This window comes from Cyanobium sp. Candia 9D4 (assembly GCF_024346155.1).
In the GTDB taxonomy this organism is placed as follows: domain Bacteria; phylum Cyanobacteriota; class Cyanobacteriia; order PCC-6307; family Cyanobiaceae; genus Cyanobium; species Cyanobium minutissimum.
Map to the genome: position 1 here is coordinate 24794 of NZ_JAGQCK010000010.1, position 25783 is coordinate 50576.

General features: G+C 71.2%; 26 protein-coding genes and 1 tRNA gene. 13 read left to right on the top strand and 14 right to left on the bottom strand.

The annotated features are described in order from the left end of the window. Positions 1-124: 124 nt before the first annotated feature. The 4 genes from KBZ08_RS14605 to KBZ08_RS14620 all read right to left on the bottom strand — a co-directional run bounded on the left by KBZ08_RS14605 (position 125) and on the right by KBZ08_RS14620 (position 4044). Positions 125-1399, bottom strand: coding sequence for a competence/damage-inducible protein A (locus tag KBZ08_RS14605; protein WP_254973899.1), 1275 nt, complete (start codon positions 1397-1399; stop codon positions 125-127). Next, positions 1396-2478 (bottom strand): MraY family glycosyltransferase, encoded by a 1083-nt coding sequence (locus tag KBZ08_RS14610; protein ID WP_254973900.1) that lies wholly within the window; start codon positions 2476-2478, stop codon positions 1396-1398. Before KBZ08_RS14610 ends, KBZ08_RS14605 begins: the two co-directional genes overlap by 4 nt. Before the next feature lie 58 nt (positions 2479-2536). Then, positions 2537-3847, bottom strand: a complete 1311-nt coding sequence (gene glyA, locus KBZ08_RS14615; protein ID WP_106220956.1) for a serine hydroxymethyltransferase — start codon at positions 3845-3847, stop codon at positions 2537-2539. Positions 3848-3970: 123 nt separating this feature from the next. Continuing rightward, a tRNA-Arg gene (locus tag KBZ08_RS14620) sits at positions 3971-4044 on the bottom strand. Between the two features lie 116 nt (positions 4045-4160). Between KBZ08_RS14620 and KBZ08_RS14625 the strand changes: the two genes are divergently transcribed. Genes KBZ08_RS14625 through KBZ08_RS14635 form a run of 3 tightly spaced genes read left to right on the top strand, consistent with a single transcriptional unit; the run spans position 4161 to position 4998 of the window. After that, positions 4161-4400: a 2TM domain-containing protein gene (locus KBZ08_RS14625; protein WP_106220958.1), complete on the top strand. Its 240-nt coding sequence runs from the start codon at positions 4161-4163 to the stop codon at positions 4398-4400. Next, a complete protein-coding gene (locus KBZ08_RS14630; protein ID WP_015109641.1) occupies positions 4397-4684 on the top strand; it encodes a DUF3181 family protein in 288 nt (95 codons plus the stop codon). The genes KBZ08_RS14625 and KBZ08_RS14630 overlap by 4 nt, the downstream gene beginning before the upstream one ends. A gap of 56 nt (positions 4685-4740) precedes the next feature. After that, positions 4741-4998: a hypothetical protein gene (locus tag KBZ08_RS14635; RefSeq protein WP_015109642.1), complete on the top strand. Its 258-nt coding sequence runs from the start codon at positions 4741-4743 to the stop codon at positions 4996-4998. Here the strand turns inward: KBZ08_RS14635 and murJ are convergent. Beyond that, positions 4995-6599, bottom strand: coding sequence for a murein biosynthesis integral membrane protein MurJ (gene murJ, locus KBZ08_RS14640; protein WP_106220960.1), 1605 nt, complete (start codon positions 6597-6599; stop codon positions 4995-4997). The two genes, KBZ08_RS14635 and murJ, sit on opposite strands and share 4 nt — an antisense overlap. Before the next feature lie 66 nt (positions 6600-6665). On the opposite strand from murJ, the gene sfsA reads away from it, so the two are divergent. Continuing rightward, entirely contained in the window at positions 6666-7424 is a 759-nt protein-coding gene (sfsA, locus tag KBZ08_RS14645) for a DNA/RNA nuclease SfsA (RefSeq protein ID WP_254973902.1), read from the top strand. On the opposite strand, the gene KBZ08_RS14650 is transcribed toward sfsA, so the two are convergent. Beyond that, positions 7412-7606, bottom strand: coding sequence for a DUF4278 domain-containing protein (locus KBZ08_RS14650; RefSeq protein WP_106220962.1), 195 nt, complete (start codon positions 7604-7606; stop codon positions 7412-7414). The genes sfsA and KBZ08_RS14650 overlap by 13 nt on opposite strands. Before the next feature lie 262 nt (positions 7607-7868). Here KBZ08_RS14650 and KBZ08_RS14655 point away from each other — a divergent pair, with 262 nt between their 5' ends. From KBZ08_RS14655 to KBZ08_RS14665, 3 genes are all read left to right on the top strand, one after another. Further along, positions 7869-9320 (top strand): ammonium transporter, encoded by a 1452-nt coding sequence (locus KBZ08_RS14655; RefSeq protein ID WP_106220964.1) that lies wholly within the window; start codon positions 7869-7871, stop codon positions 9318-9320. Between the two features lie 104 nt (positions 9321-9424). After that, positions 9425-10633 (top strand): 4-hydroxy-3-methylbut-2-enyl diphosphate reductase, encoded by a 1209-nt coding sequence (locus tag KBZ08_RS14660; RefSeq protein WP_106220966.1) that lies wholly within the window; start codon positions 9425-9427, stop codon positions 10631-10633. A gap of 153 nt (positions 10634-10786) precedes the next feature. After that, positions 10787-11464 carry a DUF1997 domain-containing protein gene (locus KBZ08_RS14665; RefSeq protein WP_106220968.1) on the top strand — a complete coding sequence of 226 codons (678 nt, stop codon included), beginning with the start codon at positions 10787-10789 and terminating at the stop codon, positions 11462-11464. A 40-nt stretch (positions 11465-11504) separates the two neighbouring features. On the opposite strand, the gene KBZ08_RS14670 is transcribed toward KBZ08_RS14665, so the two are convergent. Both KBZ08_RS14670 and purH read right to left on the bottom strand, forming a co-directional pair. Then, entirely contained in the window at positions 11505-11981 is a 477-nt protein-coding gene (locus KBZ08_RS14670; RefSeq protein WP_106221150.1) for a DUF4079 domain-containing protein, read from the bottom strand. Positions 11982-12049: 68 nt separating this feature from the next. Beyond that, a complete protein-coding gene (gene purH / locus KBZ08_RS14675) occupies positions 12050-13594 on the bottom strand; it encodes a bifunctional phosphoribosylaminoimidazolecarboxamide formyltransferase/IMP cyclohydrolase (RefSeq protein ID WP_254973906.1) in 1545 nt (514 codons plus the stop codon). A 56-nt stretch (positions 13595-13650) separates the two neighbouring features. On the opposite strand from purH, the gene KBZ08_RS14680 reads away from it, so the two are divergent. Beyond that, the gene (locus KBZ08_RS14680; protein WP_254973907.1) at positions 13651-14328 is read left to right on the top strand and encodes an alpha/beta hydrolase; all 678 of its coding nucleotides are present in this window, start codon (positions 13651-13653) and stop codon (positions 14326-14328) included. 21 nt (positions 14329-14349) lie between these two features. Here KBZ08_RS14680 and KBZ08_RS14685 read toward each other — a convergent pair whose 3' ends face one another. Beyond that, positions 14350-14721 carry a DUF3155 domain-containing protein gene (locus KBZ08_RS14685; protein WP_106220974.1) on the bottom strand — a complete coding sequence of 124 codons (372 nt, stop codon included), beginning with the start codon at positions 14719-14721 and terminating at the stop codon, positions 14350-14352. 405 nt (positions 14722-15126) lie between these two features. Here KBZ08_RS14685 and KBZ08_RS14690 point away from each other — a divergent pair, with 405 nt between their 5' ends. Further along, a complete protein-coding gene (locus KBZ08_RS14690; protein ID WP_106220976.1) occupies positions 15127-16251 on the top strand; it encodes a sensor histidine kinase KdpD in 1125 nt (374 codons plus the stop codon). Here KBZ08_RS14690 and KBZ08_RS14695 read toward each other — a convergent pair. Next, complete coding sequence (locus tag KBZ08_RS14695; RefSeq protein ID WP_254973910.1) at positions 16217-16987, bottom strand: adenosylcobinamide-GDP ribazoletransferase; 771 nt, start codon at positions 16985-16987, stop codon at positions 16217-16219. The two genes, KBZ08_RS14690 and KBZ08_RS14695, sit on opposite strands and share 35 nt — an antisense overlap. Positions 16988-17079: 92 nt before the next feature. Between KBZ08_RS14695 and tgt the strand changes: the two genes are divergently transcribed. Together tgt and KBZ08_RS14705 are read left to right on the top strand one after the other, a co-directional pair. Continuing rightward, a complete protein-coding gene (gene tgt / locus KBZ08_RS14700) occupies positions 17080-18201 on the top strand; it encodes a tRNA guanosine(34) transglycosylase Tgt (protein WP_106220979.1) in 1122 nt (373 codons plus the stop codon). Between the two features lie 33 nt (positions 18202-18234). Continuing rightward, positions 18235-18393: a photosystem II reaction center protein K gene (locus KBZ08_RS14705; RefSeq protein ID WP_106220981.1), complete on the top strand. Its 159-nt coding sequence runs from the start codon at positions 18235-18237 to the stop codon at positions 18391-18393. A 27-nt stretch (positions 18394-18420) separates the two neighbouring features. On the opposite strand, the gene KBZ08_RS14710 is transcribed toward KBZ08_RS14705, so the two are convergent. Beyond that, positions 18421-19149 (bottom strand): WecB/TagA/CpsF family glycosyltransferase, encoded by a 729-nt coding sequence (locus KBZ08_RS14710; RefSeq protein ID WP_254973912.1) that lies wholly within the window; start codon positions 19147-19149, stop codon positions 18421-18423. A 79-nt stretch (positions 19150-19228) separates the two neighbouring features. Here KBZ08_RS14710 and KBZ08_RS14715 point away from each other — a divergent pair, with 79 nt between their 5' ends. Next, the gene (locus tag KBZ08_RS14715; protein ID WP_106221153.1) at positions 19229-22483 is read left to right on the top strand and encodes a glycoside hydrolase family 15 protein; all 3255 of its coding nucleotides are present in this window, start codon (positions 19229-19231) and stop codon (positions 22481-22483) included. Here KBZ08_RS14715 and KBZ08_RS14720 read toward each other — a convergent pair. The 3 genes from KBZ08_RS14720 to KBZ08_RS14730 are packed head-to-tail and all read right to left on the bottom strand — an operon-like array spanning position 22480 to position 25061. Then, positions 22480-23472: a Gfo/Idh/MocA family protein gene (locus KBZ08_RS14720; RefSeq protein ID WP_015109659.1), complete on the bottom strand. Its 993-nt coding sequence runs from the start codon at positions 23470-23472 to the stop codon at positions 22480-22482. The two genes, KBZ08_RS14715 and KBZ08_RS14720, sit on opposite strands and share 4 nt — an antisense overlap. Before the next feature lie 35 nt (positions 23473-23507). Beyond that, positions 23508-24782: a hemolysin family protein gene (locus tag KBZ08_RS14725; protein WP_106220985.1), complete on the bottom strand. Its 1275-nt coding sequence runs from the start codon at positions 24780-24782 to the stop codon at positions 23508-23510. 42 nt (positions 24783-24824) lie between these two features. After that, positions 24825-25061, bottom strand: a complete 237-nt coding sequence (locus KBZ08_RS14730; protein WP_146134600.1) for a hypothetical protein — start codon at positions 25059-25061, stop codon at positions 24825-24827. A gap of 54 nt (positions 25062-25115) precedes the next feature. Here KBZ08_RS14730 and KBZ08_RS14735 point away from each other — a divergent pair, with 54 nt between their 5' ends. Further along, positions 25116-25781 (top strand): Fe2+-dependent dioxygenase, encoded by a 666-nt coding sequence (locus KBZ08_RS14735; RefSeq protein WP_254973916.1) that lies wholly within the window; start codon positions 25116-25118, stop codon positions 25779-25781. The last annotated feature ends 2 nt before the right edge of the window (positions 25782-25783 follow it).

The window sequence follows — 25783 nt, forward strand, 5'->3', positions numbered from 1 at the left end:
CGCCGCCACCTGTGGAAAACGTCCCTGCTTTCGGGGGAAAAGGGCCAGGCCGGGGGGAAAAGTCCATGCCTCAGGATTCGTGATCGATGGCGGCCGCGGCAGCAGATGTTCCGATCAGGCCGGCTCAGATCGCCCCAGTGTTCAGCCGTAACCGCAGACGGTTCAGGCTTTCCCCCACCGTCAGCGTCTGGATCCAGCCGCGCTCGCGGCCGCTGCCGAAACGCACCGCTTCGCTGCGGCAGCCATCGGGCCCGGCCACGGCGATGTGCACCAGCCCCACCGGCTTCCCGTCGCTGCCGCCGCCGGGTCCGGCGATGCCCGTCACCGCCACGGCCCAGGTGGCCCCCGTGAGGTGGCGCACCCCCTCCGCCATCGCCTCGGCCACCGGGTCGCTCACCGCCCCATGGCGTTCGAGCACCGCCGCCGGCACCCCCAGCAGGGCCTGCTTGACGGCGTTGGCGTAGGCGATCACCCCACCGAGGAACACCTCCGACGCCCCCGGCACCGCCACCAGGGCGGCCCCGAGGCCCCCGCCGGTGCACGACTCCGCCACCGCCAGGGTCTCGCCCCGGCGCCGCAGGGCCGCCAGCACCACCGAGGCCAGGCTGTCGCCGTCGGCGCCGAAGCAGCTGCTGCCGGTGCGGCGGCGCAGCTCCTCCTCCACCGGGGCCAGCAGGGCGGTGGCGGCGGCCGCATCGGCGGCCCGGGCCGTGACCCGCAGCTTCACCTCCCCGGCACCGGCGTAGGGGGCCACGGTGGGGTTCTCCAGCGCCAGCAGGTCGTGCACCCGCTCGGCCAGGTCGGACTCGGCCACCCCCCAGAAGCGCAGCATGCGGCTGGCGAACACCCCGCCCGCCAGGCCCGCCTGCCGCAGCCAGGGGGCCGCGGTGGCGTGCCACATGGCCCGCAGCTCGCTGGGCACACCCGGGAAGGTGAGCACGGTGAACCCCGGCACCGGGGTCCAGATCATCCCGGGCGCCGTGCCGGTGGGGTTCGGCAGCACCTGGGCCCCCCGCGGCAGCAGGGCCTGCTTGCGGTTGGAGGGGGCCACGGTGCGGCCCCGGGCCGTGATCCGGGCCTGGATCGCCGCCCAGATCTCGCCGTGCTCCACCAGGTCGGCGCCGAAGGCCGCCGCGATCGCCTCGGTGGTGAGGTCATCGGGGGTGGGCCCCAGGCCGCCGGTGGTGACCAGCACCCGGCAGCGCCCCGCCGCCTGCCGCACCGCCTCGATCAGCCGCTCCCGGTTGTCGCCCACCACCTGCTGGCGGTGGTGCACCACCCCGAGGGCCGCCAGCTGTTCCGCCAGCCAGCGGGCATTGCCGTTGACGATGTTGCCCAGCAGCAGCTCGGTGCCGATGCAGAGCACCTCCACCCCGGCGTCGCCGGGGGCCCCGCTCACTTGGCCTCCTCCTGCATCTGGCGGCGGCAGACCACCAGCACGGCGATCAGCACCGCCGTGGCCAGCGCCAGCCAGAGGAAGCGCATCTCGGCGTTGGCCAGCACCAGGGCGATGGACGCCAGCCACTGGGTGAAGGCATAGATCAGCACCACGGTGCGGCGATGGCTGAAGCCGGCCCGCAGCAGGCGGTGGTGCAGGTGGCGGCGATCCGGGTAGAAGGGGGAGCGGCCGGCCCGGAGGCGGCCCATGATCACCGCCGACATGTCAGCCAGGGGCAGGGACAGGATCATCAGGGGCAGCAGCAGGCTGACGCTGGTGAGCCGCTTGGCCGGGCCGACGATGCTGATCGCCGCCAGGGCGAAGCCGAGGAAGTAGGAACCCCCGTCCCCCATGAAGATGCGGGCCGGGTTGAAGTTGTGGCGCAGGAAGCCCAGGCAGCTGCCGGCCAGGGCCGCCGCCAGCAGGCCGGCGGCGGGCTGGCTGAGGCTGAAGCTCACCGAGAGCAGCCCGACGGCGGCGATGCCGCTCACCCCCGCCGCCAGCCCGTCGAGGCCATCCAGCCAGTTGATCGCGTTGGTGATCCCCACCAGCCAGACCACCGTGGCCAGCAGGCTCAGCCCCTCCGGCAGGGGCAGACCGGCGACCGAGCTCCCCAGGCCGAAGGGCAGGTCGATGCTGCCGATGCGCACCCCCTGGTTCCACACCGCCGCGGCCACGAGCACCTGGCCGCAGAGGCGGGGCAGGGGGGGCAGGGCGAACAGGTCGTCCGCCAGGCCGATCACGAAAAAGCAGAGGGCCCCCGCCAGGGTGGTCCAGATCAGCTGGTCCTTGTCCGGCGGCAGGTCGGCGAAGCCGCCGAAGGTCCAGGTGCAAGCCAGCGAGAGGCTGAAGCCGGCCACGATGCCGATGCCGCCGAGCCGCACCATGGGGCCGGTGTGCTGCTTGCGGTCGTCGGGGGGGTCGACGAGCCCCCAGCGCAGACCGAGCCTCCGCACCACAGGCACGATCAGCGCCGTGAGCAGGGCCGCCGCGGTGGCTGTGAGCAGGGCCGCCGCGTTGGGGCTGTAGGCGAGGGTCACAACGGCGGGCCGGAAGAGTGCGGTCCTGAAGGCGACACGTTACGGGTGAACGGGGCCGTCAGGCGTGCTGGAGCTCACGTTGTCGTCCATAGAGGGGAAAGCGGCCGCAGAGGGAGGCCACCCGTTCGCGGCAGCGCAGTTCCGCTGCGGCATCCTCCGGGTGGAGCAGCCGGTCGGCGATGACGTCGGCCACCTCGCGGAAGGCCTCGGCATCGAAGCCGCGGGTGGTGAGGGCGGCGCTGCCCAGGCGCAGGCCGCTGGTCACGAACGGCGACTCCGGGTCGAAGGGCACCGTGTTCTTGTTGGCGGTGATGTTGACGTCGCTCACCAGGCGGTCGGCCAGCTTGCCGGTCAGGCCGATGGAGCGCAGGTCGAGCAGCACCAGGTGGTTGTCGGTGCCGCCGGAGACCACGGCGATGCCCCGCTCCTGAATCCGCTCGGCCAGGGCCTGGGCATTGCGCACCACCTGCTGGCTGTAGGTGCGGAAGCTGGGCTGCAGCGCCTCACCGAAGGCCACGGCCTTGGCAGCGATGACGTGCTCCAGCGGCCCCCCCTGGGACCCCGGGAAGACGGCCTTGTCGAACTGGCGGCCGAAGGTCTCGTCGTTGCAGAGGATCAGCCCGCCCCGGGGGCCCCGCAGGGTCTTGTGGGTGGTGGTGGTGACGACGTGGCAGTGGGGCACCGGGCTGGGGTGCACGCCCGAGGCCACCAGGCCGGCGATGTGGGCCATGTCGGCCAGCAGGTAGGCCCCCACCTCGTCGGCGATGGCCCGGAAGGCGGCGAAGTCGATCGTGCGGGGGTAGGCGGAATAGCCGCAGATGATCAGCTTCGGCCGGTGCTCGAGGGCCAGCTGGCGGATGGTGTCGAAGTTGAGCTGGTGGGTCTCGGGGTCGACGCCGTAGTGGACGGCCTTGAACCACTTGCCCGACACGTTCACCGGCGAGCCGTGGGTGAGGTGGCCGCCATGGGAGAGGTCCATCCCCAGGATCGTGTCGCCGGGCTGCAGCAGGGCCAGGAACACGGCGAAGTTGGCCTGGGCGCCGCTGTGGGGCTGGACGTTGGCCCAGGCCGCACCGAACAGCTGCTTGGCCCGCGCGATGGCCAGGTCCTCGATGATGTCGACGTGCTCGCAGCCGCCGTAGTAGCGCTTGTGGGGCAGGCCCTCGGCGTACTTGTTGGTGAGCACGGAGCCCTGGGCCTCCATCACCGCCCGGGAGGCGAAGTTCTCACTGGCGATCAGCTCCAGGTGGGTCTGCTGACGCCGCAGCTCCTTCTCGATCAGGGCGGCGATGGCCGGATCGCCGCTGGCCAGGGGGCTGTCGATGGACGCAGCTGGGTGCGCAGGGCCGTGATCCGCTCGGTCCGCCATGGGGCTACTCGGTGAGAAACCGATCGTAGGCAAACGCCGCTGGCCTGGCCGGGCCCGGCCCACAGGCCCCGGAAGCACCCGCGGGCAGAAAAAAACCGCCCCGGGGGGCGGTGTGGGAAGGAACGCGCCTGGAGAGATTCGAACTCCCGACCCTCTGATCCGTAGTCAGATGCTCTAATCCGCTGAGCTACAAGCGCCTGCCTGGTCATTCTCACCCCACGGGGTGCCGATCCGTCAACAACGCCCCCGCCGCCCCCGGCCCGATAGGGTCCGCAGCAGAGCCCAACCACCGCCTGCGGCGGTCTTCACCACCATGCCGATCCGCTGGTACGGCCCCGCCGATCCCGACGATCCCACCTATCGGCACTTCGAGCGGATCGTGAACCTGACCCTCCATGCCGCCCTGTTCGCCGCCGTCAACAGCGGCCTCTGGTTCGTCCAGGGCCTGCGCCACCCCTGGTCCCACCTCGGCTGGCTGACAATCGGCTGGGCTGTCCTGCTGCTGGTCCATGGCAGCGTGGTGGTGGTGCAACGCCCCGAGACCCAGCCATGACGCTTGCCGCCGCCGATCTCGAGGAACTGACACGGGCCATCGCCGACCGGCTGTATGTGCAGGTGGCCGGCTGGCACCTCTATCTGGGCGATGCGGGCCTGGCCCAGATCCTGGCGATCGAATGCGCCGCCCGGCTCGACCAGGGCGCCGAGGTCTGCGCGCGCCAGGCCCTGGAGGCGGTGCAGGTGCCCATCGGCGGCGGGGCGACGCGCCTGCCCCTGGCCCGCCTGGTGCCCGCCGGCCAGCTGCGCGATCTCGAAGACGTGCTGCAACCCTTTTGCTGACGCCCGCGGCCAGACGCCCGTTCTACCGATAGGGTAACGCCCCACGCAGGCGGGTCGTGCTGGTCATCGAAGTCACCAATGCCCGTGACGTGGTCCGCCAGCGCATCGGCCGGCTCGGCGGGCGTCTGATCGGCAAGGTGGTCGATGCGGAGGCCCAGGTGGAGAAGGCCCTGATCCAGGAGCTGGAGAGCGCCTTCCGCGATTTCGGCATCGAGGCCCGCATCTTCTCCATCGACGGCCCCCAGATGATCGGCCGCTCCCATCTTGAGATTCCGGTCCAGGTGCGCGAGGAGCGCCAGGTGCGGCTTCCCTAGGCCCGGCGGCGCACCATCCGCAGCAGCTGGCCCGCCTCGGGCACGCCGGCGAGGCTGGCCAACAGTCCGTAGAGGCCCACCGCCAGGGCGGCACAGAGGGTGTTCTGGAGCAGCAGCCCCCCCAGCCCCGGGGGCCAGGCCACCTCCAGCGACAGCCACCAGCAGGCCGCCCCGCCCGCCAGGGCGGCCAGCAGCAGCTTGCCGCTGTCGGCGGCCCAGAGCCGCAGCGGCAGGCCCCCCAGCCGGCGGCTCAGGGCCAGCAGCAGGCCGGCGCAGGTGATCAGGTTCACCGCCACGGTGGCCAGCACCAGGCCGGCGGCGCCGGCGTTGAGCATGGGCAGCTGGAGCCCCCAGCCCGGCGTGGGGCCACCGGTGAAGGCCCAGCAGAACACGGCGTTGAGGCCGATGCCGGCCAGGGACCAGCGGAAGGGGGTATTGCCGTCGCCAAGGGCATAGAAGACCCGCACCAGCACGTCGCGGCCCAGGTAGGCCGGCATGCCGATGCCGTAGGCCATCAGCAGCTGGCCCACCAGATCGGCCGCGCCGCGGTCGAAGGCGCCGCGCTGGTAGATCAGGGCCACGATCGGCACCGCCAGGGCCACCATCAGTGCCCCCAGGGGCAGCATGGTGGCGTTGGAGAGCATCAGGCCCTGGCGGATCCGGGCCACCAGTTCGGGCCGGTCCTCCGGCGCCGTCAGCCGGGCGAACACCGGCAGCAGCGGCACCAGCAGCACGTTGGAGAGCAGGCCCAGGGGCGTCTGCACCAGCAGGTTGGCGTAGCCCAGGCCCGCCGCCGCCGCCGGCATCCCCGAGGCGAAGAACAGGGACACGAACACGTTGATCTGCAGCATGCCGGAGGAGAGGGTGGCCGGACCCATCACCTGCAGCACCTCCCGCACCCCCGGGTCGCGCCAGTCCCAGACCAGCTGCAGCCGGTTGAGACCCTCCTTGGCCAGGGCCGGCAGCTGGATCAGCCACTGCAGGATCGCCCCCACCGTGGTGCTGGCGGCCAGCACCACCCCGCCGATCACGGCCGTGGCGGGCAGGGTGATGGTGCTGCCCAGCTGCCACCAGAGCAGGCCGATGCCGCCGATGACGGCGACGCTGGAGAGCAGGGGACTGACCGAGGGCAGCCAGAACACGTCTGCGGCGTTGAGGGCGCCGAAGCCGAGGCCGATCAGACCGGCGAACAGGGCCATCGGCGCCATCCAGCGCAACTGCAGCACGGCCAGGGCATGGCGCTCGGCGTCCAGGCCAGGCCCCACCAGATCGATGAGCGGATCGGCGGCCACCAGCAGCAGCAGGGTGACGACAATCAGCCCCGCCCCCACCAGGGTGTTGATGCTGGCCAGCACGTGGGCGCCCTCGTGGCGCGGCCGCCGGGCCAGCACGCTGACCATGGCGCTGTGGAACGGGCCGTTGATGCCGCCGAGCAGGATCAGCAGGAACCCCGGCAGCACATAGGCGTAGTTGTAGGCGTCGTAGGCCGCGCCCACACCGAAGGCCGCGGCGATCACCTGCTGGCGCAGCAGGCCGGCCACCTTGCTCAGGGCCGTGGCCGCCCCCACGATCAGGGCGATGCGGCGCAGGGATCGGGCCATGGCGGCGGGGCACTGCCCATCGGAACGCACGGCAGTATGGCCGGCTCCCCCCGGGCACTCGACCCCATGGCCCCAGCGACCGATGCCGTGCCCGTGCTGTCCACCGGTCCGCTGGTGGAGGGGGTGCTCCTGAAGCGCTACAAGCGCTTCCTGGCCGACGTGGAACTGGACGATGGCCGCACAGTGACGGCCCACTGCCCCAACACCGGGCCGATGACCGGGGTGCTGCGGCCGGGCGGACGGGTCCGCCTGCGCCACGACCCCTCACCCAGCCGCAAGCTGGCCTGGACCTGGGAGCAGGCCGAGGTGCCCGGCCACGGCGGCAACCCGGTCTGGGTGGGCGTCAACACGGCCCTGCCCAACCGGCTGGTGCGGGCCACGATCGAGGCAGGCTGCCTGGAGCCCTGGCTGGGCCCCATCGGCAGCATCCGTGCCGAAGTGCCCTACGGCGAGGGGCGCCGCAGCCGGATCGACCTGCTGCTGACACCGGCGGAGGGCGCCGCCGACCCGCGGCCCATCTACCTGGAGGTGAAGAACACCACCTGGAGCGACGGCGACCTGGCCCTGTTCCCCGACACGGTCACCGAACGGGGCCAGAAGCACCTGGTGGAGCTCACCGCCCTGGTGCCCGGGGCCCGGGCGGTGCTGGTGCCATGCCTGAGCCGCGGCGACGTGACGCGCTTCGCGCCGGGGGACAGCGCCGACCCCCGCTACGGGGAGCTGTTCCGGGCCGCCGCGGCGGCCGGGGTGGACGTGCTGCCCTGCCGCTTCAGCTTCGATGCCGCGGCCGTGACCTGGCTGGGCCTGGCCGCTCAGGCCTGGTGATGGTGGTAGTGGGTGCCGCGATAGATGAGGTCGAGGGCCCCATCCACCGGCGACGGCTGGTGCCGCAGCGGCGCGTCGTAGTGATGACCGCGGTAGACGTGGTCGATCGGGGCGGGCGAGGGGAGCTCGTCGTGGGTGTGGTCGTAGCGGAGACCGCGGTAGCAGAGGGCGGAACGGGCCATGGGGACAAAGGCGGAGACGGGGAGACCGCTGGGGCTTCCCTGATGCATTTCTAGCGCCTCTGCACTGTCCATTCTGAACATTTCTAGGATTTCTTTGCATCCTTTAAGGATTGGCCCTGTCCCGGCCTGCCGGAGGGCGCGGCGGCCTCCGGTTGATTTGGTAGCGAATCAGACATTGGAACGGGTGTCCGTCATGGATAGTCGGAGCTTGTTGATGCCTACTCCGGCGTCAGAAGTCGAACGTTCTCTTCACCACGTTCCCATGATCGATTCAAGTCACCCGCACAAGGTTCGACCGCCGAGAAGTCTCAGCGAGGCCAGCCTGCTGGAGGCCCCGGCCCTGTTAATGCGCAAGGTACGTGGTCTCTCCTCCCGGACCGGCCTCACCTGGTTCGCCTGTGTGCCTCTGGCCCTGTTCATCCTGGGCGTGTTCAACCTGTCGGCCCACGCGGCCGAACTGCCCGAGCTCACTCCCGCCTTCCTGATCAACAACCTCTGGCTGTCCATCGCGGCCTTCCTGGTGATCTTCATGAACGCCGGCTTCGCCATGGTGGAAGCCGGGCTCTGCCGCCAGAAGAACGCCGTCAACATCCTGGCCAAGAACCTGATCGTCTTCGCCCTGGCCGCCACGGCGTACTGGTTCATCGGCTACAAGATCATGTACAACGCCTCCTGGGTCATCCCAGGGGTCTTCAAGTTCGGCGGGTTCTTCTTTGACCCCACCGTCACCGCCGAGATGGTGACCGAAGGCAAGCTCGTTCCCAGCGTCGACTTCCTCTTCCAGGTGGCATTCGCCGGCACCGCCGCCACGATCGTCTCCGGTCTGGTGGCCGAACGCATCAAGTTCAACGAGTTCGTCATCTTCTCCCTGGTGCTGGTCGGCGTTCTTTACCCGATCGCCGGTTCCTGGCAGTGGAATGTGGGTGAAGGCTGGCTCAACAAACTCGGCTTCATCGACTTCGCCGGATCCACCGTGGTCCACACCGTCGGCGCCTGGGCCGGCCTTGTGGGCGCCATGATCCTCGGCCCCCGCATCGGCAAATACATCGACGGCAAGCCGCAGGCCATTCCCGGCCACAACCTGGCCATCGCCACCCTCGGCTGCCTGATCCTCTGGCTCGGCTGGTACGGCTTCAACCCCGGCTCCGTCCTGGCGATGAATGAGTTGGTGCCCTACATCGCCGTCACCACCACCCTGGGCGCCGCCGGCGGCGGCATCGCCGGCACCCTGTTCTCCCAGATCCACTCCGGCAAGCCGGACCTCACGATGACCATCAACGGCATCCTGGCGGGCCTGGTGGCTGTCACCGCCGGTTGCGACGGCTTCCCGATGTGGGCCGCCTGGGTCGTGGGCTTCATCGGCGGCGCCATCGTCGTCTACGCCGTCAGCTTCGTCGATTCGATCGGCATCGACGACCCCGTGGGTGCCTTCTCCGTCCACGGCATCGGCGGCATCTGGGGCACCCTCGCGGTGGGCCTGTTCAACGCCGACAAGGGTCTGCTGCTCGGCGGGGGCTTCAGCCAGCTCGGCATCCAGATCCTGGGGTCCTTCGTCTTCTCCATCTTCACGATCATCACCGCCTGGATCGTGTGGAGCGTGCTCGGTGCGGTCTCCGGCGGCATCCGCGTCGAAGAGCATGAAGAGGTGCAGGGTCTCGACATCGGCGAGCACGGCATGGAGGCCTATCCCGACTTCGTCGCCTCCACCAACTGACTCCCGGGGCCTGCTCCCGCAACCGACCGCGGCTCACGCCGCGGTTTTTTTTCGCCCGTCCCACCGCCGACCCCCATAGAGTCGGCACAACCCGGTACCTGCCTGTGGACACCCGTGCCTTCAAGCGCTCCCTCCACCACTCGGATCGCTACAACCGCCGCGGCTTCGGCCTGGGCGACGAGGTCGCGGGCAGCCTCGAGCAGGCCTACCAGAGCAACCTGATCGCCAGCCTGCGGGAGAACGGCCACGTCCTGCAGCGCGGACGGCTCAAGATCCGCCTGGCGGAGGCCTTCGGCTTCTGCTGGGGCGTGGAGCGGGCGGTGGCGATGGCCTACGAAACCCGCCGCCACTACCCCAGCGAGCGGATCTGGATCACCAACGAGATCATCCACAACCCCTCGGTCAACGCCCATCTGCGCCAGATGGACGTCCGCTTCATCCCGGTCGACGACGACGTCAAGGACTTCTCCGAGGTGGGCACCGGGGATGTGGTGATCCTGCCGGCCTTCGGCGCCACCGTGCAGGAGATGCAGCTGCTCAACGAGCGGGGCTGCCACATCGTCGACACCACCTGCCCCTGGGTCTCGAAGGTGTGGAACACCGTCGAGAAGCACAAGAAGCATGCCTTCACCTCGATCATCCACGGCAAGGTGAAGCACGAGGAGACCCTGGCCACGAGTTCCTTCGCCGGCACTTACCTGGTGGTGCTGGACCTGGCCGAGGCCCGCATGGTCAGCGACTTCATCCTCGAGCGGGGCCAGGGGGCCACCGATCGCGAGGCCTTCATGAGCCATTTCGCCAACGCCTGCTCCCCCGGCTTCGATCCCGACCGGGATCTGGTGCGGGTGGGCGTCGCCAACCAGACCACCATGCTCAAGAGCGAGACCGAGGAGATCGGCCGCCTGTTCGAGCGGACCATGATGCAGCGCTACGGCCCCGCCGAGCTCGACGAGCACTTCCTCGCCTTCAACACCATCTGCGATGCCACCCAGGAGCGCCAGGACGCCATGTTCGCCCTGGTGGACGAGCCCCTCGACCTGATGGTGGTCATCGGCGGCTACAACTCCTCCAACACCACCCACCTGCAGGAGATCGCCGTCAGCCGCGGCATCCGCTCCTTCCACATCGACACTCCCGAGCGCATCGGGCCGGGCAACCGCATCGAGCACAAGCCCCTGGGCGGTGAGCTCGAGATCCTGGAGCCCTTCCTGCCGGAGGGGCCGGTGCGGGTGGGCATCACCTCCGGCGCCTCCACCCCGGACCGGGTCGTGGAGGACGTGATCGAACGCCTGGTGGGCCTCAGCGAGGAGTGAGCCCCACCCCGGACCGGCAACGGCGCGGGTCCGGGCCGATCGGGTGGCTTTACATTCACGAAAGGTTTTCCTCCCCCCAGGGCCGCCCGGGAGATCAGAACCCCCGTCCTTTCTGGCCGTTCCCCTCTGACCCACCGCACGCCCCAGACCACGATGGCGGCAGGCTCCTCCCTGCACCAGGGTCCCGACGACACCGGGGCCACCCCCAGCGAGCCGCTGCGCGACAGGGCGGACCCTGCCATCCGCCGCTACGCCAGCGCCTTCGCCGACCTGATGGAGATGCGGGCTCCGGCCACCGTGGTGGGCGCCTACCTCGACCGCCATGAGGGCTGGTTCCGCCGTTGTGCCGCCCCGATGACGGTGGAGCCCATCGGCAGCCAGGGGTATGTGCTGACCCTCGGCCGCTTCGGCAACTTCGGCTTCGAAGTGGAGCCCACCATCGGCCTCGAACTGCTCCCCCAGGCCGCCGGGGTCTACCGCATCGTCACCGTGCCCCTGCCGGACTCCGACGCGGCCCTGAGGGGGCTCTACGACGTCGAGTTCGCGGCCTCCCTGCGCCTCGACGAGGCCAGCGGTTCCGAGGTCTCCCATGAGGAGGTGGACGGGGTGATGCTGCACACCCTGGTGCGCTGGCAGCTCGACCTGGCGGTCTGGCTGCGTCTGCCCGGCATGCTCTCCCTGCTGCCGGAGCATCTGATCCAGAGCAGCGGCGACCATCTGCTGCGTCAGATCGTGCGGCAGATCTCCCGCCGCCTCACCTGGAAGGTGCAGGAGGACTTCCATGCCAGCCACGGCATCCCCTGCCCGCCGCGGCGCCGGGCCCAGTTCTGAGCCGCCCTCCCTGAGTGAGCGGAGCTGAGGGGGCGGGGGCTCAGGGAGCGGGGGCGGTGAGGATCTTGTTGACGATCTGCATGCCGCTGACGGCCTGCCACAGGAACAGGGTCATCAGGGTCATGTTGAGTCCCACGTGCACCTTGCGGGCCATCAGGTTGCCGGCCTGCATCAGGGGCGAGAGGGAGGCCGCCAGGGCGATCAGCGAGAGCATGCCGAGCCCCACCAGCAGGTGCGGGCTGACGAACAACTTGCCGTTGTTGATGTAGGTGACCGCCATGCCGCCGATGCAGCCCAGCACCATCAGCGCCAGAACGAGGCTGCCGAACTGGAAATGGCGTTTGGCGAACTGCCCCTTGATCAGCTCCTTGCGGTCCTCGGCGGTGGCTGTGCGGGTCTTCTTGGCCTTGATCCCCAGGACCATGGCGTAGCCGGCCAGACCCAGCAGCACCCACATCAGCACGGGGTGGGCGAAGTTGAGGGCGAAGGCGATCGAAGCGGGAAGGGCGGCGAACATGACGCGTTGGAACTCCACCGGGCCAGGGCCGGCTGCGAGTGCATCGAAGTTACAACTTCTCCGTGCCCTCAGTGCAGAAAGTGACGACGGCCGGTGATCACCATCACCATGTCGTTGGCGTTGCAGGCGGCGATCGAATCGGCGTCGCGCTTGCTGCCGCCGGGTTGAATCACCGCCCGGATGCCGTGCTCCGCCGCCAGCAGCACGGTGTCATCGAAGGGGAAGAAGCCGTCGCTGGCCAGCACGGCCCCCCGGGCAGCCTCACCGGCCGCCTCCAGGGCCAGCCGGGCCGAGCCCACCCGGTTCATCTGGCCCGCCCCGACCCCGAGCGTGCGGCCCTCCCGGGCCACCAGGATGGCGTTGGAGCGCACATGGCGCACCACCTGCCAGGCGAAGCGCAGATCCCGCCATTCCTGGGCGCTGGGCTGGCGCTCGCTCACCACCTCCCAGCTGTCGGGATCGGCGGGGCCGTCATCGGCCTGCTGGGCCAGCACCCCCCCCAGCACGCTGCGCAGCTGCAGGGCTCCGGCGGCCCCGGCCACGGCGGCGGGGTCGAGCTCCAGCAGGCGCAGGTTGGCTTTCGCCGCCAGCCTCTGGCGGGCCTCTTCGGCAAAGGACGGCGCCACCACGCATTCCAGGAACAGCCCCGCCAGGTGCTCGGCGGCCGCCAGATCCACCGGCCCGTTGAGGGCGACGATGCCCCCGAAGGCGGAGACCCGGTCGGCATCGAGGGCCCGCAGCAGGGCCTCGGCGGTATCGGCGCCGATGGCGACGCCACAGGGGTTGGTGTGCTTGATCACCACCGCCGCCGGCTCGGCGCCGGGGCCATAGCCGAAGGCCGCCACCGTGGTGAGGGCCGCCTCCAGGTCGATCAGGTTGTTGTAGCTGAGCTCCTTGCCCTGGAGCTGGCGGGCCGCCCCCCAGCCCACGCCCGACTCGCCGAACCAGCGGGCCCCCTGGTGGGGGTTCTCGCCGTAACGGAGCACCTGCCGCAGGGGCAGCTCCAGCCGCAGGGGCTGCCCCGACCCGTCGGCCAGGCGCCCGTCGATCCAGGCGGCGATGGCGGCGTCGTAGCCGGCGGTGTGGGCGAAGGCCGCCAGGGCCAGCCGGCGCCGCAGGGTGGCGTCGACCTGGCCGGCCGCCAGGGCCTCCAGGAAGCCCGGGTACTGGTCGGGATCGGTGAGTACCGCCACATCGGCGTGGTTCTTGGCGGCGGCCCGCACCATGGCCGGGCCGCCGATGTCGATGGTCTCGATGGCCGTCTCCCAGCTCACGGCGGGGTCGGCCACGGTGGCGCGGAAGGGATAGAGATTGACCACCACCACATCGATCGTGGTGATCCCCTGGGCCTCGAGGTCAGCCTGGTGGGACGGGTCATCCCGGCGGGCCAGGATGCCGCCGTGGATGCGGGGATGGAGGGTCTTGACCCGGCCGCCGAGGATCTCCGGGGCGCCGGTGTGCTCCGCCACCTTGGTCACCGGCAGGCCGGCGGCGGCCAGGGCCGCGGCCGTGCCGCCACTGGAGAGCAGCCCATAGCCCTGAGCCAGCAGCCCCTCCGCCAGCGGCACCAGGTCCCGCTTGTCGGACACGCTCAGAAGGGCCGTGGGAGCCATGACGGCGGAAAGGGCGGGGGAGGAGCCAACCTACGCAGCAATCGCCGACCCCCACCGTGCCCACGGATCCCCTCGCCGACCTGCCGCCCGGCGAAGACGACAGCACCGCCCTGTTCGCCGGCCCGCGCCAGGCCGCCAGCCGGCTGGTGCTGCTGCACGGCTGGGGGGCCGATGCCGATGACCTGCTCGATCTGGGGCCGGTGCTGCTGGGCGCCGATCCGGCCAGCATCGGCCTGAGCGTGGTGGCCCTGCGGGCCCCCCTGCCCCATCCGGCCGGCCTGGGCCGCCAGTGGTACGACCTGCAGCAGCCCGAGTGGCCCCAGCTGCCCGAAGCCCGTCGGGCCCTGCGCCAGCGGCTGCTGGCCCTGGGCACGTCGGTGCCGCTCGAGCACACCTGTCTGCTGGGGTTCTCCCAGGGGGCGGCCATGGCCATCGACGTGGCCACCGGCGGCGGCCCGGACGACGGCGATCCCCTGCCGTTGGCGGGGCTCGTGGCCTGCAGCGGCTACCCCCATCCCGACTGGCAGCCACAGACACCATGCACGGCAATCCTGCTCACCCATGGCGAGCAGGATCCGGTGGTGCCGTTCGCGGCCAGTGTGGCTCTGGAGCGATCGCTCGCCGAGGCCGGGGGATCGGTGCAACGGATCGCCTTCCCAGGCGGTCACAGCATCGATGCCGAGCTGATCGCCCCGATGCGGGAGTTCCTGGTCAGGGGCTGGCAGGGACGCTGACCAGAAGCCGCCGGGAGGGAATCAGACGAAGGCGTACTCGTACTCCTCCATCTCCTCCCAGTCGTCGGAGGCGAGGGACTCGAGGCCCTCGAAGAGCACCTCCTCGCCGATGGTGTCGACGATCAGGCGCAGGGACGGGAACAGGAAGTGGTTCTCTTCGGCGTACTGGGCGCTGAACAGGCCCTTCTCCCCCCAGAAGAAGCGGTCGGTGGTGTGCTCGTTGCGGCGCACGTTGAGGATCGCCGGAGCCGTCAGCTCCGTTTCGGCGATGTAGCGGCGGGCTGCCGTCACCGGTTTGTGGGAGCCGGTTTCGAGGTTGAAGGTCGGGACATGGGCGAGGACCCGCTGACCTGCGAGACGACGGCGACTGATCCGCTTGCGCTTCTTGGACATGGCATGGATCCCGGTGAAGGGAGACCGAAAGGTGGAGTTGGGGGGGGGGGCTGCAGACGCGCGACGGCGGCGGGGGCCGGCGACGAACGAAAGGGAGGACCGACCACCCAGAGGTGGCGGGTCCACGTCCATACGACTGTCGACCTGGGGCTGGTCGGAGAGGATCACCGTCAGTAACGCCGGCCGGCTCCCGGAGGAGGTCATGGCCGGGACAGAGGCGGTGCGCAGCTGCCTCTGCTGTAGCCTTGGTTGCGGGCAAAGCGCAACGCTGGCCGTTACGACTGCAACTTTCCGCCCGTCCGAGGACCGCGAAGTAGTGGTCGTTACCAAGATCTTAAAACTTTTTTTGCGTTTCGACACGCCTCTCCTGAAAAATTTCCGGACGGATCCGGTCCGCAGCCGGTGATGCCTGTCTCGGAACGGTTTCTGGCCCTGGTGGGGTTCCAGCTGGGACAGTTCATCGACTGCCCCGAGGTCCGCTCCCTGGTGGTCTACGTCACCCAGCAGGGGGAAACGGGCCAGCCCACCCTGCTGCCGGTCGGCCACTGGCCCCCGGACGAGCGGGCCCTGCCGGCGGTGGACAGTGTCAGCCGCCTGCGCGTGCCGGCGGAGCAGCGGCGCTGGCTGCCCCTGCGGGACGGCCAGCGCCTGCTCGGTGCCCTGCAGGTGGAGGCCGCCCGCAACCCCTGGCCGGAGCCGCTGGCCCAGCGGCTCCAGGCCGTGGCCCTGGCCCTCACCGAGGCCCTGCGGCTGGATCTGGAGGGCGGGGAGCTGCGGCAGCGACTCGCGGAGCGCGAAGAGCAGCTGGGCCTGCTGCTGCACCAGCTGCGCAACCCGCTCACGGCCCTGCGCACCTTCGGCCAGCTGCTGCTGCGGCGCCTCGGGCCCGACCACAACGACCGTTCCCTGGTGCAGGGCCTGCTGGCCGAGGAGCGCCAGATCAACCGTTATGTCGAAGCCATCAGCGCCCTGGTCCATCCGGAGGGACGGCTCGCCGCCCCCGTCTCCCCCCAGCCCCTGCTGCTGCCGCCCCTGCTGAGCGGCCCCGAGGGCCAGCCCCTGGCCGGACCGCTCGAGCCGCTGCTGCAGCGGGCGGCCGCCACCGCGACCCTGCAGGGGCGCGAGTGGCACGGTCCCCTGACCCTGCCGGACTGGAGCGGCGACAGTGGAGCCGTGGCGGAGATCCTGGCCAACCTGCTGGAGAACGCCTTCCGCTACAGCCCCCCGGGCGCCGCCGTGGGCCTGCACTGGACCAGCGACGCCGGGGGGCTCCAGCTCACGGTCTGGGACGGGGGGCCGGCCATTGCCGGCGACGAACGGGAGGCGATCTTCGGGCGGGGGGTGCGGGGAACCCGGGGGCAGGACCTGCCCGGCACCGGCCTGGGCCTGGCCCTCGGCCGTGATCTGGCCCGCAGCCTGGGGGGCGAGCTGGCGCTCGTGGTGCCGCCCCGGAAGCTGGATGGGGCGCTGCCGGAGCAGGGCAACGCCTTCCGGCTCAGCCTGCCCAGGCCGTCAGCACCGCGGCAATGAACAGCAGCCCCAGCGATTCGCTCCACTCCACGCAGGCCCCGTAGCTGTCGCCGCTGTGGCCGCCGAGGCGCCGGCCCAGGACCAGGGGCACCACCAGGGCCGGAATCAGGGCCACCACTCCGGCGGGCACGGGCCAGGTCGCCAGGCCCGGCCAGGGCAGCAGCAGCAGGGGCGGCAGCAGCAGCAGGGCGGGCCGCAGTTCCACCGCCAGGCCGGCCCCGTGGTCGCGATGGAACCCGGCGCTGCCGCCCGGCCGCAGGTAGGGGAACCAGGCCATGGCGGGCAGGGGCGCCACCCGCCCGCCGACCGCGGCCCACACCAGTGCCATCGGCGCCGCCGGCCCCAGCATCGCCAGGGCCCCGGCCCGCAGCAGCAGCACCAGCACAAGGGCCTGCACGCCGCTCGCCCCCACCCGGCTGTCGGCCATCGCCTCCAGGCAGCGGTCCCCCGCCGCCAGACCATCGGCGCTGTCCATCACGCCGTCCATGTGCAGGCCGCCGCTCAGCCACAGACCGAGCGCCAGCACCAGCACGACCTGGGCCAGCAGGGGCACCCGCCCCTGAAGGGCCCACCAGAGCAGGCCCTGGAGCGCACCGAGCACGGCGCCGATCCAGGGGGCGAAGCGGGCGATCCGCTCGAACCGGGGCGCCGGCGCCGGCCAGGCCGGCAGCACCGAATAGAAGATCCAGGCCCCGGCCAGATCCCGCAGCCACGGTGGAGCGCTGAGGCGGGGCATGGGCAGGGCGGCGGCGGTGGGGGTGGCGGCGTGAACCCCGGCCAGCGTCGCAGCAGCGGCGCCTAGCGTCTGCGCTGAGCCGCCGCGGCCTCATCGCCTTCGACTTCACGATCACCGCCCGCTGCCCGCGCACCCGGGCCCGCTGCGGCTGCTTCACCACCCCCCACGGCACCGTCCACACCCCCCGGTTCATGCCGGTGGGCACCGCCGCCACCGTCAAGGGGGTCAGCACGCCCCAGCTGGGGGAGACCGGGGCCGAGATGGTGCTGGCCAACACCTTCCACCTGCATCTGCAGCCGGGAGAAACGGTGGTGGCGGAGGCCGGTGGGCTGCACCGCTTCATGGGCTGGGAGGGCCCTCTCCTGACCGACTCGGGCGGCTTCCAGGTGTTCAGCCTTGATGCCATCAACCGGATCGACGACGACGGCGTGGTGTTCCGCTCTCCCCGGGACGGCTCAAGGATCGACCTGACCCCGGAGCGCTCGATGGCCATCCAGCGGGCCCTGGGGGCCGATGTGGCGATGGCCTTCGACCAGTGCCCGCCCTACCCCGCCACGGAGGCGGCGGTGGCCGAGGCCTGCCGGCGCACCCACCGCTGGCTGGAGCGCTGCGTCGCCTGCCACGGCGGCGGCGACCAGGCCCTGTTCGGGATCGTGCAGGGGGGCTGCTTCCCCCATCTTCGCGAGGCCTCGGCGCGGCTGGTGGCGTCGATGGACCTGCCCGGCATCGCCGTGGGGGGGGTGAGCGTGGGCGAACCCGCCGAGGAGATGCACCGGGTGGTGCGCCAGGTGGGTCCCCTGCTGCCGCAGGAGCGTCCCCACTACCTGATGGGGGTGGGCAGCCTGCGGGAGATGGCGATCGCGGTCGCCAACGGCTTCGACCTGTTCGACTGCGTGCTGCCCACCCGGCTGGGCCGGCACGGCACCGCCCTGGTGGGGGGCGAGCGCTGGAACCTGCGCAACGCCCGCTTCCGCCACGACCACGGCCCGCTGGATCCCAGCTGCGGCTGTCTGGCCTGCCGGCACCACAGCCGCAGCTACCTGCACCACCTGTTCCGCAGCGACGAACTGCTGGGCCGCACCCTGCTGAGCCTGCACAACCTCACCACCCTGCTGCGTTTCACGTCGGCCATGGCGCGGGCGATCAGCGAAGGCTGTTTTGCAGAGGATTTCGCTCCCTGGGAGCCCGGCTCCCCGGCCGCTCACACGTGGTAGGTTCCGGCCATAGCAATGGTTTTTCCTCCAGGCATGGCTCTCTCCCTGCTGGCCGGCTCCGCCCCCCACACCCTCGCCCAGCTGCCCGAGGCCTACCAGGCCTTCGGCCCCCTGGTGGACATCCTGCCGATCATTCCCCTGTTCTTCCTGCTGCTGGCCTTCGTCTGGCAGGCCTCGGTCGGCTTCCGCTGATCAGCGGCGTTCCTGCAATCCAGCCGTTCAGCGGCGCTCGCGCAGAACCGCCCAGGCGAAGGCCGGCAGTGAGAGCATCCGCCGCCAGCGGCTGGGTTCCTTGATCAGGCGGTACAGCCACTCGATATGCAGGGCCCCCATCCAGGTGGGGGCCCGCTTTTTGGTGCCGGCCCAGATGTCGAAGCTGCCGCCCACCCCCATCCAGAGGCCGCTGCGGGGTTCGGGCATCGCCTGGATCCAGGTCTCCTGGCGCGGCACCCCCAGGGCCACCAGCACCAGATCGGGGCGGCACTGCAGCAGCTGGCGCTCCAGCCCTGGCCAGGCCTCCTCGCTCTGGTAGCCGTGGACGCTGAAGACGAGCTTCAGCCCGGGAAGGTCGTGGAGCAGGCGGTCGCGCAGCTGATCCATCACCGCCGGACTCGCCCCCACCAGCGCCACACGCCAGCCATGGGTGGCCGCATGGTCGAGCAGGCGGCGGGCCAGCTCGATGCCCGGGGCGCGGCGCACCCGGTGCGACTGGCGCCCCAGGGCCCACACCACACCGGCCCCATCGGGGATCACCATCCGGGCCGCCTCGATCGCCGCCCCCAGGGCGGGGTCCGCCCGGGCCGCCATGGTCATCTCCGCATTGAGGGTGACGATCTGGCCGCCGCCGGCCGCGTGCAGGTCCACGGCGTCCCGGAAGACGTCGTTGCTTACATTCACAGGGATGCCCAGGACGCGGGCACGGACCGGCGTGGTCGCGAGGGCTGCCATGGGAAGGAACGACGGCGGGGAGAATCTATGGCCTGGTTCCACGGCCGCCGCCACCGGCACGCCCTGTCCTGACGCGACCATGATGAGCACGGCGAGCAATGGCGACAGGGGCGTGAGCGATCCGCCCGCCCCTCCCACCGACGCGGCGGAGGCCCGGGAGCTCCTCGAACGGCTCGACCGCGGCATCGAGCACGTCGTCCTGCGGCGCCAGCATCCGATCACCGGTCTGCTGCCCGCCAGCACCGCCAGCACCGTGCACGGCAACTACGGCGACGCCTGGGTGCGGGACTGCGTCTACTCCATCCAGTGCGTCTGGGGCCTGTCCCTGGCCCACCGGCGCCTGGCGGGACCCTGCCGCCGCAGCTTCGAACTCGAGCAGCGGGTGCTGCAGCTGATGCGGGGGCTGATGCGCTCGATGATGCGCCAGTCGGCGAAGGTGGAGCGCTTCAAGACCAGCCTCGAGCGCCTCGACGCCATCCACGCCAAGTTCGACACCGCCACGGGGGATCCGGTGGTGGCCGACGACGGCTGGGGCCATCTGCAGCTCGACGCCACGGCCCTGTTCCTGCTGCAGCTCGCCCAGCTCACCCGCTCGGGCCTGGTGATCGTGCAGACCAGCCACGAGCGCGATTTCCTCCAGAACCTCGTCTACTACGTGGCCCGGGCCTACCGGGTGGCCGACTACGGCATCTGGGAGCGGGGCGACAAGGGCAACCACGGCCAGCCGGAGCGGAACGCCAGCTCGATCGGCCTGGTGAAGGCCGCCCTGGAGACCCTCGTGGGTCTGGACCTCTACGGCCCCCACGGCGACGGCAGCAGCTGCCTGACCATCCCCCATGACGCCATCGTGCGGCTGCGGCGTGCCCTGCGCGGCCTGCTGCCGCGGGAGTCGGCCAGCAAGGAGGCCGACAGCGCCTGCCTGTCGGTGATCGGCTACCCCGCCTGGGCCGTGGAGGATCCGGCGCTGGTGGCGCGCACCCGCGAGAAGATCCGCAGCGAGCTGGCCGGGTCCTACGGCTACAAGCGCTTCCGGCGCGACGGCCACCAGACGGTGCTGGAGGACGTGACCCGGCTCCACTACGAGCGGGAGGAACTGGCCCAGTTCGAGCACATCGAGTGCGAGTGGCCCCTGTTCCTGGCCTACGAGCTGATCACCGCCTGCTGCGAGGGCCGCTGGGAGGAAGCCCGCCGCTGGCGGGAGCAGCTCCAGGAGCTGAGCGTGACGGTCGACGGGGAGGCGCTGCTGCCGGAGCTCTACCTGGTGCCGGAGCGGCTGATCGAGGCCGAGCGGCGCCAGCCCGGCACCCAGATCCGTGTCCCCAACGAGAACGTCCCCCTGCTCTGGACCCAGAGCCTCACCTGGCTGTCGGATCTGCTGCTGCACGGCCTGATCACCGCCGAGGATCTCGATCCCTGCGGGCGCCGCCACCCCAGCCCGCCGGGGGCCGAGGAGGTGCTGGTGGCCCTGGCTCCGGCCGACGACGCCATTGCCGCGGCCCTCGCGGAGGCCGGCCTGCCGGTGCGGCGGCCCTCGGACGGGGCGGCCCCCCTGCGGGTGGCCAGTTCCCGCGAGCTGGCCCGGCGCCTGGCGACGGTGGGCGCCAACGGCCGCCTGGGCCTATCGGGTCACCCGCCGGTGCGCATGGAGACCCAGGCCACCGCCCGGCTCTACCGCCACGACGGCGAGCTGATCGGCTTCCTGCCGGCGGTCCTGGAGGAGGACACCTTCTATCTGGCCGACGATGCCCAGGTGCTGGTGGACACGGTGGCCACCGAAGTGCGGGTGCTGCAGCGCCACTGGCGGGGCTCCGGCGCCCCGGTGCTGCTCGTGCCGGTCGCCGCCGGCCCCTTCCGCCGCGACCCCGACGCCTTCCTCAGCCTGGGCCGCGATCTGCAGCAGGGCCAGCTGGGCTCGGTGCCGGTACGCCTGGTGTCGCTGGAGGAGCTGGTGCCGCTGGCCAGCCTGGTCGACCTGCCGCCCCAGGCGCTGGCGGCCTGCGATCTGGTGCCGGACGGCCACACCCTGCTGCCGCCCAGCGCCAGCCACCAGCCGCTCACCGCCCGCCAGGAGCAGGAGCTGGAGGACGTGCCCCTGGCCCATCTGGTGGACAGGCTCTGGGCCAGCCGCTCCCTGGAGGAGCAGGCCGAGGTGCTGGAGCTGCTGAGCCGCCGGCTCGGCCCCAATGCCCGCCTGCAGGGCCCGCGCAGCGGCCCCGGGGTGCGGCTGATGGTGCTGCTGGAGGAGGTCTACCGCCGCGGCCTGGCCGACGCCGACTGGAGCGTGGTGCGCCGGGCGGCCGGTGCCATGGGTCTGGTGCACCCCCAGCTGGAGGATGCCCTCACCGACCTGCTGCTGCGCCAGAAGCAGGTGGTGGTGGGCCGCAACTACACGCGCGATTCGCTGCTGAGCCATCCGGAGGGCAGCCTGGCGATCGCGGCGATGGTGCGGCGCTTCAGCGGTGAGGACGGCCGGGAATGGATGCTGCAGCAGGAGCTGCTGCTGGCCATCGACGCCCTGGCCCGCTCCGACGTGGATCTGCTCAGCGGCAGCCTCACCCTGCAGCTCGGGCAGTTCCTGCTGCTGCTCACCGGCGAACTGGCGGGGGAGGCCAACCTCAGCCCCAGCGAGGCCTTCGAGGCCCTCTGCGCCCTGCCGCCCCATGCCATCCGCCGCCGGCTGCGGGCCGTGCTGGCCGACGTGGAGCACGCCCGCGCCTCCCTGCAGCGCAAGGAGCAGCTGCACCTGCGCGGGCGGGTGCGCTGGGAGGTGCCCGACCCCTTGGCGGAACTGCCCAAGGACGGCAGCTGGCTGCAGCACCGCATGCGGCTCGGGGCCCTGCAGCGGGTGCCGAAGGACTTCTATCCCGGCATCTGGGACCTGCTGCACCATTGCCGGGGCCTGGTGATCGGCGACAAGCTGGAGCGGCGCAACCGGCTGGAGAGCGCTCCCCTGCTGCGCGAGAAGACGCCGGGGGAGAAGAACTTCGCGATCCTGGTGGAGCACCTGCTCAGCAAGATCGAAGCGCCGGAGTACCGCCGGCTCTGCATCGAGACCCTGCTCACCCTGATGGCTTTCGTGGCCGCCAACCCCCAGGTCCAGTTCGACGACGATCTTGCCCTGGACGTGGTGATCGGCCACGCCGTGCGGGTGGGCTGGCAGCAGCGCCATCCCGAGGTGCCGAGCGAGGCCTACGGCCCCCACAAGGCGGAGGCCTGGGATCTCTTCTACCGCTCCTCCCCGGCCGACTGCCGCCGCTGGCAGCTGCTGGCCCTGCAGGAGCTGGCCGACAGGGACGCGGCCCCTGCCGCGATGATCCCGGCGGCGGGTGTCTAGATCGGGGCTTCCAGGGCCATGCAGAGGTTGGGCTGCTCGACGCACTGCTCGATCAGGTCGGCCAGCTGCAGGGCCCGGGAGGCCTGCAGGCCATCCACGGCCGGCGTCTCCCGGCCGCGCACGCACTGGAGGAAGTGCTCGAGTTCGGCGTAGAGGGGCTCGATCGAGGTGGTGCTCACCTCTTCGATGAAGCCGTCGTTGCGGTAGAGCAGCTCGCCGTGGTCGGCGCTGACCGATTCGTGGGAGCGGCGGTGGATGCGCAGATTGCGGTTGAGGAAATCCGTCTCCATCAGGCTGCTGCGGCAGTGGGCACTGAGGCTGCGGATCTTGCGGTGGGCCATCTTGCTGGCCGTGAGGCTGGCCACCACGCCATTGGCGAAGCCGAGGGTGGCATTGACGTAGTCGATCGGGCCATCCGAGCTGCGGCCGCCGGCCGCCGCCAGCCGCACCACCGGGGAGGCGGCCAGCTCGAGCACCAGGTCGATGTCGTGGATCATCAGATCCAGCACCACCGAGACGTCATTGGCCCGGTCGGCGTTGGGGCTGTGGCGCCGGGCCTCGAGCACCACCACCTCCTCGTTGGCCACCACCCGCAGCAGCTCCCGGAAAGCGGGGTTGAACCGCTCGATGTGGCCCACCTGCAGCAGGCGGCCCGCCGCCTCCGCGGCGCCGATCAGGTCGGCGGCCTCCTCCTGGGTCGCCGCGATCGGCTTCTCGATCAGCACGTGCACCCCCGCCTGCAGACAGGCCATGCCGACCCGGTGGTGCAGGAGCGTGGGTACGGCGATGCAGACGGCCTCCACCTCGCCGAGCAGCTCCTCGTAGGCGGGGAACCAGCGGCAGTCGAACTGCTCCACCGCCAGCCGGCCGCGGGCCTCATCGGGGTCGGCGACGCCCACCAGTTCGGCATCGCGCAGCAGGCTCAGCACCCGGGCGTGGTGCCAGCCCATGTTGCCGATGCCGATGACACCCACGCGCACTGGGTTCATGGCAGGGGCGGAGCAGGTGGGCGCATTATCGATGATCAGGTTCCGTCCGTGCTGGCGAGGGTGATCTGAACCCGCTCGATGCGGGGGCCGTCCATGGTGAGCACGTCGATGCGGACGCCCTGCCAGCGCAGCCCTTCCCCGGGGGAGGGGATGTGCTGCAGCCGCTCCAGCACGAAGCCGGCCAGGGTGTGGTGGCCGTCCGCTTCGGGCAGCTGCAGGCCCAGCTGGCGATTGAGTTCGACGATCTCCAGATCCCCGGCCGCCGACCAGGTGCCGTCGACGAGGGGCAGCAGGTCCTGGGCCGTTTCCAGGGGGTTGTCGTCCTCGCCGACGATCTCGCCGGTGAGGTCGGCCACGGTGACCAGCCCCTCGGTGCCGCCGTGCTCATCCACCACCACCAGCAGGGGCTGGCCGCTGCGGATCAGCGGCAGAAGATCCGCCAGGGACGCACTTTCCTGCACCTGCGCCACCGGCAGGATCCAGGGGGCCAAGGCCGTATCGGGGTGGAGGAGGCCCCGGGCGATCGGCTCGGCCAGCCGCCGCAGGTCGAGCATGCCGCGCACGTCGTCGAGGGAGCTGCCGATCACCGGGAAGCGGGCGTGCTGGCTGGCATGCACCGCTTCCATCATCTGCGCGAAGGTGACATCCAGCGGCAGGGTGACCATGCCGGAGCGCGGCATCATCACCTCCCGCACCAGGGTGTCCCGCAGGGAGAAGACCCCCTCAAGGATGCTGCGCTCGTCGGGCATCAGGCCGGTGACACTGCCGCTCTCGATCAGTGTCTCCAGCTCCCCGGCCGACAGCACCGGCACCAGCTCATCCCAGTTGCGCGGCAGCCCCAGCAGCCGCAGCAGACCACCGCTGAAGCGCTCGATCAGCAGCAGCAACGGTGCCAGGGTGCGGGTGAGCGACTCCAGCAGGGGTGCCAGCCGCAGGGCCGAGCCCTCGGGACGGTGCAGCACCCAGGCCTTGGGCACCAGACCGCCCAGGAGGGTGGCCAGCAGGGCCAGCACCAGGAAGACCCCGGCATCGATCCAGGCCTGCTCCCCCGAGCCCATCCAGCCGGCCACCTGCTCCGCCAGACCCCTGGCCAGCCAGCCCATGGCCAGCAGCGCCAGCACCACGCCCAGCTGGGTGGCCACCAGGACGCTGCGCATGCGGTGCTGGAGCCGGGCGACGGAACGGGCGCCGGGCTCGTCAGCCTCCTCGAGCTGCTGGACGCGGCTGGGCCGGAGACGGATCAGCGCAAGCTCCCCGGCAGCGAAGAAGGCCAGCAGGGCCAACAGGATCGCCAGGACCAGGAAGCGCATCGGTGGGGTGTCGTGGCTGAAGGTTAGGCCCCGCCGCCCGGCTCAGCCTTCGCCGCCCTCACCCCCCTCTCCTCCCTCGCCGGCGTCACCGTCACCATCCCGGTCGCCGTCCCTGTCGGCCCCCTCCGGTGCCCCGGCGGCCGGCCGTTCCGGGGCCGGTGCGCTGACGCCGTTCTCGCCGCCCTCCTGGTCCTTCGACCCGGGGGACTGGGCGCAGCCCATGGTGGCCGTGATCAGTCCGGTGGTGACGAGGAACAGGGCAATGCTCGATCGGGCCATGGCCTGCACCGTGATGGATGGGGCGAGAATTCTGGGGCAGCGGAGTGCCGAAGGATGCAGTTCCGTCTTGAACCTTTGCTGAGCAGCGGCCAGGTCGGCGAGCTGCGCCTGGCCCTGCTGGCGGAGGACGCCCCCTGGAGAGACGGGGCCGAAACGGCCGGATGGCACGCCCGGGAGGTGAAGCGCAACCGCCAGCTGGAGCCGGCATCCTCCCTGAACCAGACCCTCGCTTCCGCCCTCAGCGACCACCTGCTACAGCATCCGCTGCTGCAGGCGGCGGCCCTGCCGGTGCGGCTGCACAGCCTGCGCTTCAGCCGCTGCGGCGTCGGTGAGGGCTACGGCCGCCACGTCGACAATGCCTTCATGGTCGGCGGCCGCTCCGACCTCTCCTTCACCCTGTTCCTGAGCGAACCCGAGCAGTACGACGGCGGCGCGCTGGTGCTGGAGGATCCGGGGGGCGAGAGCGCCCTGCGCCTGCCGGCCGGCCATGCCCTGGTGTATCCGAGCTCCCTGCTGCATCGGGTCGATCCCGTGACCCGGGGCGAGCGGCTGGTGGCCCTGGGCTGGATCCAGAGCCGGGTCCGCCGCAGCGACCGGCGCGAACTCCTGTTCGAACTCGATACCGCCCGTCGTTCCCTCTACCAGAAGCAGGGCAAGGACGAGATCTTCGACCTGCTCACCCGCAGCTACACCAACCTGCTGCGGATGTGGGGCGAGTGAGG

Coding starts and splice junctions, on each gene's coding strand:
- glyA (WP_106220956.1), bottom strand. CDS start 3,847: ATGGCGGACCGAGCGGATCACGGCCCTGCGCACCCAGCTGCGTCCATC.
- KBZ08_RS14625 (WP_106220958.1), top strand. CDS start 4,161: ATGCCGATCCGCTGGTACGGCCCCGCCGATCCCGACGATCCCACCTAT.
- KBZ08_RS14630 (WP_015109641.1), top strand. CDS start 4,397: ATGACGCTTGCCGCCGCCGATCTCGAGGAACTGACACGGGCCATCGCC.
- murJ (WP_106220960.1), bottom strand. CDS start 6,599: ATGGCCCGATCCCTGCGCCGCATCGCCCTGATCGTGGGGGCGGCCACG.
- sfsA (WP_254973902.1), top strand. CDS start 6,666: ATGGCCCCAGCGACCGATGCCGTGCCCGTGCTGTCCACCGGTCCGCTG.
- KBZ08_RS14650 (WP_106220962.1), bottom strand. CDS start 7,606: ATGGCCCGTTCCGCCCTCTGCTACCGCGGTCTCCGCTACGACCACACC.
- KBZ08_RS14655 (WP_106220964.1), top strand. CDS start 7,869: ATGATCGATTCAAGTCACCCGCACAAGGTTCGACCGCCGAGAAGTCTC.
- KBZ08_RS14665 (WP_106220968.1), top strand. CDS start 10,787: ATGGCGGCAGGCTCCTCCCTGCACCAGGGTCCCGACGACACCGGGGCC.
- KBZ08_RS14670 (WP_106221150.1), bottom strand. CDS start 11,981: ATGTTCGCCGCCCTTCCCGCTTCGATCGCCTTCGCCCTCAACTTCGCC.
- purH (WP_254973906.1), bottom strand. CDS start 13,594: ATGGCTCCCACGGCCCTTCTGAGCGTGTCCGACAAGCGGGACCTGGTG.
- KBZ08_RS14685 (WP_106220974.1), bottom strand. CDS start 14,721: ATGTCCAAGAAGCGCAAGCGGATCAGTCGCCGTCGTCTCGCAGGTCAG.
- KBZ08_RS14690 (WP_106220976.1), top strand. CDS start 15,127: ATGCCTGTCTCGGAACGGTTTCTGGCCCTGGTGGGGTTCCAGCTGGGA.
- KBZ08_RS14695 (WP_254973910.1), bottom strand. CDS start 16,987: ATGCCCCGCCTCAGCGCTCCACCGTGGCTGCGGGATCTGGCCGGGGCC.
- KBZ08_RS14705 (WP_106220981.1), top strand. CDS start 18,235: ATGGCTCTCTCCCTGCTGGCCGGCTCCGCCCCCCACACCCTCGCCCAG.
- KBZ08_RS14710 (WP_254973912.1), bottom strand. CDS start 19,149: ATGGCAGCCCTCGCGACCACGCCGGTCCGTGCCCGCGTCCTGGGCATC.
- KBZ08_RS14715 (WP_106221153.1), top strand. CDS start 19,229: ATGATGAGCACGGCGAGCAATGGCGACAGGGGCGTGAGCGATCCGCCC.
- KBZ08_RS14720 (WP_015109659.1), bottom strand. CDS start 23,472: ATGAACCCAGTGCGCGTGGGTGTCATCGGCATCGGCAACATGGGCTGG.
- KBZ08_RS14725 (WP_106220985.1), bottom strand. CDS start 24,782: ATGCGCTTCCTGGTCCTGGCGATCCTGTTGGCCCTGCTGGCCTTCTTC.
- KBZ08_RS14730 (WP_146134600.1), bottom strand. CDS start 25,061: ATGGCCCGATCGAGCATTGCCCTGTTCCTCGTCACCACCGGACTGATC.
- KBZ08_RS14735 (WP_254973916.1), top strand. CDS start 25,116: ATGCAGTTCCGTCTTGAACCTTTGCTGAGCAGCGGCCAGGTCGGCGAG.